The organism is Promineifilum sp. (SeqCode) (assembly GCF_041918635.1).
GTDB lineage: Bacteria > Chloroflexota > Anaerolineae > Promineifilales > Promineifilaceae > Promineifilum.
On sequence record NZ_JAYRVJ010000824.1, the window covers coordinates 1 to 9,384 of the forward strand.

Here is a 9,384-nt window from a genome sequence, read left to right on the forward strand (position 1 = left end):
GGCTTTGCCGCTAAGACAACCATCAACCGCAAGGAGTGGGGCCTGACGTGGAACGTGGCTCTGGAGACAGGCGGCTGGCTGGTCAGCGACCAGATCAATATCGAGATCGATCTGGAATTGGTGAAGGTAGTCGAGACCGAAATGGTCGCGGCGGCTGCCTAACCTCTAGAGATGAGAAGTCGCTAGTCGTTGGTCGCCGGTCACCGGCGACTAACGGCCCATTCCCCTGTATAATCGATCCATGACCCAACCCGAGATTCCCATGTCTCCGCCCCACGTGGGGCGCGTCGCCCTGTCGGTCGCCGATCTGGACCGCTCTGTTCGCTATTACACCGAGGGTATCGGGCTGGCCTTATTGGCCCGCGAAGGAAGTGAGGCGCGTCTGGGCGCGGGCGAGCGGACGCTTTTGCTGCTGCGCGAGCAACCGGGCGCGCGACCGGTAGCGCGGGCCACGGGGCTGTACCACTTCGCCCTGCTGTTACCCTCGCGCCGCCATCTGGGCCGGACGCTGCGCCATCTGCTCGACGCCCGGATTCCCGTCGGCGGCTATGCCGACCATGCTGTCAGCGAGGCCATCTATCTGACCGACCCCGATGGGCACGGCATTGAGATTTATCGCGACCGGCCGCGCTCGGAGTGGGTCTATCCCGGCGGCCAGCTGAAGATGACGGTCGATCCCTTCGACTTCGGTGGCGTACTGGCCGAGGCGCGCGACGACGCCGGCCGTTGGACGGGGCTGTCGGCGGGCACGATGATGGGCCACATCCACCTACAAGTGGCCGGCATCGCCGCCACGGAGCAGTTCTATACCGGGCCGCTGGGCTTCGATTTGATGGTGCGTTACGGCGCGGCGGCCACGTTCCTGGCCGCCAACGGCTATCACCATCACCTGGGCGCGAACACGTGGGCCGGAGCCGGTCTGCCGCCCGCGCCGGCCGACGCGGCGCGCTTGTTGTGGTACGAGATCGTGCTGCCGGACGCGGATGCCGTGGCGGTCGTTGCTGGGCGTCTGGAAGAGGCCGGCCATGCCTTTGAGCGAGAGGACGGGCAACTGTGGGTGACCGATCCGTCAGGGATTCGCATTCTCTTGAACGCCCTCTAGCCAGCATCAAAGCTTGCCGGGTCGCTGCCACCGATGCATGAGCAACCCCACCGCGCCAAACAGCGCCAGGTGTAAGACAAACAGCCACAAGTTAAGCCCGGTAGAGGTGACGTCGCCGCGGTGGACGAAGAGCATCAGCAGGTCCAGCGCCGACGCAACGGTCATCATGATCGGGATCAGACGGATGCGCCGCCAGTCGCGCTCGACCAGGAACCACAGCAGGCCGGCCCCGAAGGCGGCAAACCAGGCGGCAAAGATGCGCACCATGAGCGGGCTGGTGGGCCAGGGCCAGCGCGCTACTACGGGAGCGGGGAAGGCGATGGCGACCAGGCCCAGCACGGCTAGCAGCCCGCCCAGGGCCACCGCCACGCCGCGCGTCAGCGGCCTGACCGGCTCATCAACGCTCCAGTTGGCACGCGGCCGTTCGTGCCGGGCATAGATGAGTAGCGCCAGCAGCGGTGCGCCGACGTAGACCAGCAGCCAGTAGGCTAGGCGAATGCCCGGCGTGAAGCGATCCAGGTGCAGCAGCGTCACGCCGCTGATGAGCGCTCCGGCCGTCACGAGGACAGGCACGAGGAAGCGCGCCGGCTCCCACTGCCCGCGCGCCGTCACCAGCCCGACGACGAACGCCCCGCTCAGGTAGAGCGCGCCAAACAGGGCGGCGTTGATGGGCGGCGTAATCTCCCAGAAAAACAAGGTCGCCGTGCGCGTGGGGAAGAGCAACAGCGACGACGCGCCGATGAGGGCGTTGACGGCGACGAACCAGAAGATGATGCGGGCGAAGGGAGAGAGTGGTTTGTTCATTAAGAAGGTCTCTATTTGTGTTTAAGCCAGGACGAATATAGCTGAGCGCCGAGATTCTACACAATTCGACGTAGCGGAGAACAGCTCGATGATTCCACTGACTGGGGGCGCTGATTTTCGCAGGTGGCAGACGGAGTATATGACCGATCAGCGCCAATAAGCGTCTTCAATCGGCGTTCATCTGCGTTCTATTCTTCTCAGCGCTATAATCCCTCTCAATGATCGCCCTCATCCACGACTGGCTCAACCAGCTTGGCGGCGCGGAGGATGTACTGGAGGCGCTGGTGGCCCTCTACCCCCACGCGCCGCTCTACACCGCCCTCTATGACCGCGAGCGCATGCCCGCCCACTGGCGCGACTGGGATATCCGGCCCGCCTTCATCGACCGGCTGCCCCTCGCGCGCCGCAGACAGCAACTCTACTTCCCACTCTACCCCTTCGCTTTCGAGCAATTCGATCTGCGCGGCTATGACGTGGTGTTGAGCAACAAGAGCGGCTTCTGCCACGGCGTCATCACCGGCCCGGAGACGATGCACGTCTGCTACTGCCTGACGCCGACGCGCTACGTCTGGCGCTACCACCAGTATGCCGAGCGCGAGAGCCTGGGCCGGGCCACGCGCCTGTCACTGGCCCCCTTCCTGACCTTCCTGCGCCAATGGGATCGTCTGGCTGCCGACCGGGTAGACCATTTCATCGCCATATCGGATGAAGTGCGTCGGCGAATCGCCAAGGTTTACCGGCGCGAGGCGACTATCATCTATCCACCGGTGGACGTGGGGCGCTTCGCGCCGTCGAACCGGGTGGACGATTACTACCTGTTTGTCGGCCGCCTTGTCCCCTACCGGCGGCTCGATCTGCTGATCGAGGCGTTTAACACGATGGGCCGGCCTCTGGTCATCGCCGGCAGCGGGCGCGACCGCGAGCGCCTGGAAGCGCTGGCCGGGCCGACGGTGAAGTTCCTGGGCTACGTGCCCGACGCCGACCTGCCCGACTTGTTGGCGCGCTGCCGGGCGTTCATGTGGCCGGGCGAAGAGGACTTTGGCATCTCGCCCCTCCAGGCCAACGCCGCCGGCCGGCCGGTCATCGCTTACGCCGCCGGCGGGGCGCTGGAGACGGTCATCACCGGCCCGGACGCCGCGTCGGCCACCGGGGCGCTGTTTGCCGAGCAGTCCGTTGCTGCTATCATCGAGGTGGTCGAGTCGTTCGATCCGCTGTCCGTCAGTCCCGCGGCCATTCGCCGCCATGCGGAACAATACGACATCGCCCTGTTCAAGCGTCACATCGCCGACTTTGTGGAGCGGAAGTACGAAGCATGGAACTCCGCCAATACTGGAAAATCCTCCGCCGTCGCTGGCCACTCGTCCTCCTTCCCGCGCTAGTCGTGTTGGGTCTGGGGCTGGCGACCTACCGGCCCGCGCCGGCAGCCTACAATGCCGGGGTACGCTTCATCGTCGGCCAGCCGCCGTCGGTTGAGGGCGACCTGACCGACGAGCAGCGCTACTATAATTGGCTAACTTCGGAATATGTCGTCAACGGCCTGACCGACTGGGTGCGCGGCGGGCGCTTCGCCGAGGCGGTCAGCGCCCGGCTGGCGGCCCAGGGCATCAACATGCCGGCTGGGGTCATCCAGGGCGGGCTGGCCGCCGACAACGCCCGCAGCATGCTCACCCTGTCGCTGACGGCTGGCGACCCGGAGGCGTTGCGGCAGATGATGGACGGGGCCATCGCCGTGCTGACCGAGGAGAACGCCGCGGCATTGCCCCAGTTAGGCGGACAGCCGGCGGCGCTGACGCAACTGGACGAGCCGGTGATCAACCCGCTTGCCGCCGGCATCCGCAGCCAGCTTGAGCTACCCCTGCGCGTGGTGCTGGCCCTGGCCGTCGGCGTGGGGCTGGCCCTGCTGGCCCACTACGTAGACCCTACCGTCCGCGACCGCGCCGAACTGGAGCGGCTGGGGCTGCCCGTGGTTGGGGAGATACCCAAAGAATGAAGAGAGGAAATCCACTGATTTCGCCGCATCCACAGATTTTTCGTGACCAATCTGCGTAATCCGCGAAATTCTGCGGATGATTGCTTCTGAAGAGGACATATGCAACTAAGCGACTACTTTCGCATCCTGCGCCAGCGGGGGTGGCTCATCCTGCTGCTGATGGCGCTGACGGCGGCGGCGGCCTTTGGCTTCAGTAAGGTGCAGACGCCAGTCTATCAGTCAACGCTACGGCTGCTGGTACGACCGTCGCGCACCGACTTTGGCCAGGCTCAGGCGGCCAAGGAATTGCTGGCCACCTACCAGCAGTGGCTTTACAGCAGCCTTCGGGCGCAGGCGGTCATCAATAACCTGCAACTGGACATGACCGCCGGCGACCTGCTGAGTGACGTGCGCGTGGCCTCTGATGGGGCCAGTTTCGTCATCACCCTGACCGTGGACAACAGTGACCCCAACCTCGCCAATGACATCGCCACCACCTGGGGCAATGAATTGATCCGCTGGCAGAACGAGAACAACGACACACTGCGGCTGGAGGATCGGATTTTCATCGAGCCTATCGACTACCCACAGGTGGGGCTAGACCGGCCAAACACGAAGATCAACACCGCCGCCGGCGCGGTCTTCGGGCTGTTGCTGGGCGTGGGTCTGATCTTTCTGCTGGAGTGGCTGGCCTCCGGCGTCATGCGTCGCGGTGAGGACGTGGAGCGCTACCTCAACATCCCTGTCATCGGGGCGATCCCGCAAGAGTAGGGGCCAGGTTCCAGGTTCCAGGGGCTAGGGAAGAGCGTTCTTCCCCTAGAACCTGGAACCTGGAACCTGGAACCTAGAGAAGTGATCATGACATTAGTAACCATCACCGACCCCCGCTCGGCCGCGGCCGAGGCGTATCGTACGCTGCGCACGAACCTGTCCTTCTACAGTGTCGCCCAGCCCCTTCGCGCGCTCCTCGTCACGTCGCCGGCTGGCGGAGAGGGCAAGAGCACGACCGCAGCTAACCTGGCCGTGGCCATGGCTCAGAGCGGCCGGCGCACCATTCTGGTCGATTGCGACCTGCGCCGGCCGGCGCAGCACGAACTGTTCGGCCTGTCGATGTCGCCGGGGCTGACCAGCCTGGCGCTCGATGAAGTGACCGACTTGCCGCTCCAGAAGACGGCCGTAGATGGGTTATGGCTGCTGAGCAGCGGGCCTATACCGCCCAACCCGGCCGACCTGCTGGGCGCGAACCGCATGGACGCGGTTATCGCGCAACTGTTGGAGCGGGCGGACTTCGTGCTGTTCGACGCGCCGCCGGTCATGGCCGCGGCCGACGCGGCCATCTTGGGCGCGAAAGTGGACGGCGTACTGCTGGTCATCCAGGCCGGCAAGACGCGCCGCGACCACTCCGAGCGCGCGCGCGAACGGCTGGAAAAGGCCCAAGTGCGCATCGTCGGCGTGACGCTGACCAATGCGCCGAAGGATAGCTTGATCGGGGAGTATTACGGCTAGGGACTAGGGGTCAGGGACTAGGGGCTAGGGAAGAGCGCTATTCTCTAGCCCCTAGCCCCTAACCACTAACCCCTTCCTGGAGCACACTATGAAGGGCCTCATTCTCAGCGGCGGCACCGGCTCGCGGTTGTATCCGCTGACCTACACCAACGCCAAGCAACTCATTCCGGTGGCGAATAAGCCGATCCTGTTCCGGGTGATCGAGTCCATCCGCGACGCGGGCATCGATGATATCGGCATCGTCGTCGGTAACACGGCCGAGCAGATTAAGGAGGCTGTCGGCCGCGGCGGGCGCTGGGGCGTGAAGATAACCTACATCCCGCAAGACAAGCCGCTGGGTCTGGCCCACGCCGTCAAGGTAGCGCAGCCCTTTCTGGGCAGTGAGCGCTTCGTCATGTTCCTGGGTGACAATGTCATCCAGGGTGGCATCAGCCGGCTCATCGGCGAGTTCTCCACGAGCGGCTGGAATAGCCAGATCGTCCTGACACGTATTGAGCACCCGGAGCAGTACGGCGTGGCCGAACTGAATGAGGAGGGACGCATCGTCCGCCTGGTCGAGAAGCCCAAAATCCCACCCAGCGATCTGGCGCTGGTGGGCATCTATATGTTCGACCACCACGTGTTCGAGGCCGTCAACGCCATCCAACCCTCGTGGCGCGGCGAGTTAGAGATTACCGACGCCATCCAATGGCTGGTGGACAACAACTACACCGTGCACCCCTATGTCCATCAGGGCTGGTGGATCGACACCGGCGCGCCGGGCGACATGCTGTCGGCCAACGATCTGGTGCTGGAGGAGATCGGGCACAGCATCGAGGGGTACGTTGACCGGGACAGCAAGGTAGACCACCGCGTGACCGTCCAGCGGGGGGCCGAGGTCATCAACAGCACCGTGCGCGGCCCGGCCATCATCGGCGAATACGCCCGCATTGTGAACAGCTATATTGGGCCGTTCACCAGCATCGACCATCACGTGACGGTGGAGAACAGCGAGATCGAGCATTCCGTGGTCCTGGAGAACAGCCGCATCTGCGACATCGAATCGCGCATCCAGGACAGCTTGATCGGCCGCGACGTCGTCGTCTCCCGCTCGCCTATCAAGCCCAAGTCGCTGAAGTTGACGGTCGGGGATCATAGCAAGATTGGGATACTTTAGCGACAGTATTCAGCACCTCAGTATTCAGTAGGTCAGCAAAAGTGAACTGATCTGCTGACTACTGACCTACTGACTGCTGACCTACTGACTACTGTGAGAGCTCTCCTACAGCGCGTCTCCCGCGCCAGCGTGACCGTGGACGGCCGGGTGGTCGGGCAGATTGGGCGGGGGTTCGTCGTCCTGCTGGGCATCACTCACAGCGACGGGCCGGCCGAGGCGGAGTGGGTGGCGGCCAAGGTCGCCGGCTTGCGCGTCTTCGACGATGAAGCGGGCAAGATGAATCGTTCACTGAGCGACGTCGGCGGGGAGCTGCTCGTCGTTTCACAATTCACCCTTTATGGGGACGCCCGCAAAGGGCGGCGGCCGTCGTTCACCGACGCAGCCGCGCCCCACCAGGCGGAGCCGCTCGTCGATGCGTTCGTCGGGCTGCTGCGCGAAGCGGGGTTCACCGTTGCCACCGGCGTCTTTGGCGCGCACATGGACGTAGAAATCCACAACGACGGCCCGGTGACCCTTTTGATAGAGAAATGAAGCACATCATCGAAAAACACACAGTCAATGGCATGACGCGGTCAGGAATGGCCGCGCTACTACTAGTTCTATTGGTCCTGGCCGCGTGCGGCGGGACGGCGGGCGAGGCCCCGGTCATTCTGGCCCCCACGGCCGGCGCGGACGGCGAGTCGCTGCCGCAGGTTGTCGAGCCTACGGTCGAGATTCCGCCGACCGAGCCGCCGACGGCCACGCCGCCCCCTTCACCCACCTCGGCTCCGGCCATGACGCCCACCCCGGAGGGGGGCCTCATCGCCACGCCAACCATCAACCCGCCGGCTGACCCCGACGCGACGCCCGCGCCCATCGGCGCCATCACCCAGCCGCCCTACGCCGCCAGCGAGTGCAGCGACAAATATCCCTGCAACGAGGACGTAGAGGGCTGGGAGGCGCGCATCCGCGTGCCGGAGGGGTTCACCACCGAGTACTATACCCGCATCGAGGGGCAGCCCAACGTCCTGACCTTCGGGCCGGACGGGCTGCTCTACGTCGCTACGATGGCCGGCGAGGTCTTCACCGTGGACGAGACGGGACAGGTGGAACTTTACGTGGACGGCTTCATCGCCCCGGCCGGTCTGGCTTTCCAGCCGGGCACGGAGCGGCTCTACATCTCCAGCCGGGTGAAGGACGTGTTCATCGGCGGTGAGGCGATGGTGGCCGTGATCGAGGATGGGGAGGTGACGCCGCTCATCACCGGGCTACCTTGCTGCTACACGGCCATGCACTCGGCCAACGGCATCGCCTTTGGGCCGGACGGCTACGGCTACGTGGCCGTGGGCGGGCGGGCCGACCACGGCGAGATTCTGGAAGGGCCGAATACCGGCGAACAGGATGAGTTGCAGCCCTTCGAGGCCAGTATCCTGCGCTTCAGCCCCGACGGGACGCAGGTGGAACCATACGCCCGCGGCTTCCGCAACTCCTACGACATCGCCTGGGATGCCGGCGGCAATCTCTTCACCACGATCAACATGCCCGACTTTGGCCCGCCGGAGGAGTTTCACAAGGTGACGCCGGGCGGGGAGCATGGCTACCCGTGGTTTGACTGCCCGGTATGCTTTGCCGCCCCGGACGACGTGGAGATCACGCCGCCGTTGCATACCTTCGTGCCCCATTCTGCCCCGACCGGGGTGGAGACGTATCTGCGCGACGAATTCCCCGGCTACTACAACAGTATCTTCGTGACACTCTGGAGTTCGTTCGCCGAGGCGCAGCGCATAATCTGGTTCAGCCCGGGCGGCGAGGAGATGGCCGACTTCGCCACCGGCTTCGCCGCGCCCATTGACCTGACCACCGGCCCGGACGGCGCGCTCTACGTGGCCGACTGGGCGACCGGTATCATCTTCCGCATCTCCCATACCGGGGAATAATATCTCACACAAACAGCGCCAAGTTCGCCAAGAACGCAAAGAAAAACAATCCTTTGCGTTCTTGGCGAACTTGGCGCTCTTTGCGTGAGCCTCTTCCTCTTCAATCTGCCCAATCTGCCCAATCTGCCCAATCTGCGGATAATACGCTTATGCTCGATCCCATTCTTCTCGCGGAGCGCTACGCCGCTGTCCGGGAGCGCCTGGCCGCCGCGGCGGCGCGGGCCGGCCGGGCGGCCGAGGACGTGACCCTGGTGGCCGTCACCAAGACGTGGCCGGCCGAACTGGCCCTGGCCGCTCACGCCGCCGGCATGCGTCACTTCGGCGAGAACCGCGCCGAGGAACTGGCCGAGAAGCGCCCGGCGGTGGAAGCGGCATTGGGCGGCCTGGGCGGTCTTACCTGGCACCTCATCGGCACGCTGCAAAGTCGCAAGACTCACCTGGCTGCCAGCCATGCCGATGTCTTCCACGCCCTCGACCGGGTCAAGATCGCCCGGAGGCTGGCGGCCGACCTGACCGAGCGTGGCCGGGTGCTGCCGGCCTTCTTGGAAGTCAACCTGTCCGGCGAGGCCAGTAAATCCGGCCTGGATATGACTCGTTGGGAGGAGGATGCGACTCAGCGCGAGAATCTACGTAGAATGATCGCAGAGATAGACTACGCTCACCTGCCGGTAATCGGTCTGATGACGATGGCCCCGTGGGACGCCGAACCGGACGTCATCCGGTCGGTCTTCCGCCGGGCCCGGCAACTGGCGCTGTGGTTGGACAGAACGCGGCTGGAGCAGCCGGCGCTGGCCCTGTCGATGGGCATGACCGACGATTTCGACATCGCCATCGAGGAAGGGGCAACGCACGTCCGCGTCGGCCGTGCCCTCTTTGGAGAGAGGGGCCAGGTTCCAGGGAGGTAGGGGCGGGTTTCAAACCCGTCCCTACC

11 protein-coding genes are annotated in these 9,384 nt (G+C 64.7%); 10 read left to right on the plus strand and 1 reads right to left on the minus strand.

Annotated elements, in window-relative coordinates:
- The first annotated feature begins 42 nt into the window (after window positions 1-42).
- Together ACE3UY_RS23355 and ACE3UY_RS23360 are read left to right on the plus strand one after the other, a co-directional pair.
- The gene (locus tag ACE3UY_RS23355; protein ID WP_374689877.1) at window positions 43-162 is read left to right on the plus strand and encodes a hypothetical protein; all 120 of its coding nucleotides are present in this window, start codon (window positions 43-45) and stop codon (window positions 160-162) included.
- A gap of 79 nt (window positions 163-241) precedes the next feature.
- The gene (locus ACE3UY_RS23360) at window positions 242-1,102 is read left to right on the plus strand and encodes a VOC family protein (protein ID WP_374689867.1); all 861 of its coding nucleotides are present in this window, start codon (window positions 242-244) and stop codon (window positions 1,100-1,102) included.
- A gap of 6 nt (window positions 1,103-1,108) precedes the next feature.
- Here ACE3UY_RS23360 and ACE3UY_RS23365 read toward each other — a convergent pair whose 3' ends face one another.
- Entirely contained in the window at window positions 1,109-1,906 is a 798-nt protein-coding gene (locus ACE3UY_RS23365) for a hypothetical protein (protein WP_374689868.1), read from the minus strand.
- 218 nt (window positions 1,907-2,124) lie between these two features.
- Here ACE3UY_RS23365 and ACE3UY_RS23370 point away from each other — a divergent pair, with 218 nt between their 5' ends.
- The 8 genes from ACE3UY_RS23370 to ACE3UY_RS23405 all read left to right on the plus strand — a co-directional run bounded on the left by ACE3UY_RS23370 (window position 2,125) and on the right by ACE3UY_RS23405 (window position 9,358).
- On the plus strand, window positions 2,125-3,285 hold the full coding sequence (locus tag ACE3UY_RS23370; RefSeq protein WP_374689869.1) for a glycosyltransferase: 1,161 nt from the start codon (window positions 2,125-2,127) through the stop codon (window positions 3,283-3,285).
- Complete coding sequence (locus tag ACE3UY_RS23375) at window positions 3,219-3,896, plus strand: YveK family protein (protein ID WP_374689870.1); 678 nt, start codon at window positions 3,219-3,221, stop codon at window positions 3,894-3,896. The genes ACE3UY_RS23370 and ACE3UY_RS23375 overlap by 67 nt, the downstream gene beginning before the upstream one ends.
- 99 nt (window positions 3,897-3,995) lie before the next feature.
- Window positions 3,996-4,646, plus strand: a complete 651-nt coding sequence (locus ACE3UY_RS23380; RefSeq protein WP_374689871.1) for a YveK family protein — start codon at window positions 3,996-3,998, stop codon at window positions 4,644-4,646.
- A gap of 87 nt (window positions 4,647-4,733) precedes the next feature.
- On the plus strand, window positions 4,734-5,381 hold the full coding sequence (locus ACE3UY_RS23385) for a CpsD/CapB family tyrosine-protein kinase (RefSeq protein WP_374689872.1): 648 nt from the start codon (window positions 4,734-4,736) through the stop codon (window positions 5,379-5,381).
- 88 nt (window positions 5,382-5,469) lie between these two features.
- Entirely contained in the window at window positions 5,470-6,537 is a 1,068-nt protein-coding gene (locus ACE3UY_RS23390) for a glucose-1-phosphate thymidylyltransferase (protein ID WP_374689873.1), read from the plus strand.
- 93 nt (window positions 6,538-6,630) lie between these two features.
- Window positions 6,631-7,068, plus strand: coding sequence for a D-aminoacyl-tRNA deacylase (dtd, locus tag ACE3UY_RS23395; RefSeq protein WP_374689874.1), 438 nt, complete (start codon window positions 6,631-6,633; stop codon window positions 7,066-7,068).
- On the plus strand, window positions 7,065-8,453 hold the full coding sequence (locus ACE3UY_RS23400) for a sorbosone dehydrogenase family protein (protein ID WP_374689875.1): 1,389 nt from the start codon (window positions 7,065-7,067) through the stop codon (window positions 8,451-8,453). The genes dtd and ACE3UY_RS23400 overlap by 4 nt, the downstream gene beginning before the upstream one ends.
- Before the next feature lie 149 nt (window positions 8,454-8,602).
- Window positions 8,603-9,358: a YggS family pyridoxal phosphate-dependent enzyme gene (locus ACE3UY_RS23405; protein ID WP_374689876.1), complete on the plus strand. Its 756-nt coding sequence runs from the start codon at window positions 8,603-8,605 to the stop codon at window positions 9,356-9,358.
- Window positions 9,359-9,384: the final 26 nt, after the last annotated feature.

Bases quoted from the DNA above. Each gene is read 5' to 3' on its own strand.
- ACE3UY_RS23360 (WP_374689867.1), top strand. From the start codon at position 242: ATGACCCAACCCGAGATTCCCATGTCTCCGCCCCACGTGGGGCGCGTC.
- ACE3UY_RS23385 (WP_374689872.1), top strand. From the start codon at position 4,734: ATGACATTAGTAACCATCACCGACCCCCGCTCGGCCGCGGCCGAGGCG.
- ACE3UY_RS23390 (WP_374689873.1), top strand. From the start codon at position 5,470: ATGAAGGGCCTCATTCTCAGCGGCGGCACCGGCTCGCGGTTGTATCCG.
- ACE3UY_RS23405 (WP_374689876.1), top strand. From the start codon at position 8,603: ATGCTCGATCCCATTCTTCTCGCGGAGCGCTACGCCGCTGTCCGGGAG.
- ACE3UY_RS23400 (WP_374689875.1), top strand. From the start codon at position 7,065: ATGAAGCACATCATCGAAAAACACACAGTCAATGGCATGACGCGGTCA.
- ACE3UY_RS23380 (WP_374689871.1), top strand. From the start codon at position 3,996: ATGCAACTAAGCGACTACTTTCGCATCCTGCGCCAGCGGGGGTGGCTC.
- ACE3UY_RS23365 (WP_374689868.1), bottom strand. From the start codon at position 1,906: ATGAACAAACCACTCTCTCCCTTCGCCCGCATCATCTTCTGGTTCGTC.
- ACE3UY_RS23375 (WP_374689870.1), top strand. From the start codon at position 3,219: ATGGAACTCCGCCAATACTGGAAAATCCTCCGCCGTCGCTGGCCACTC.
- ACE3UY_RS23370 (WP_374689869.1), top strand. From the start codon at position 2,125: ATGATCGCCCTCATCCACGACTGGCTCAACCAGCTTGGCGGCGCGGAG.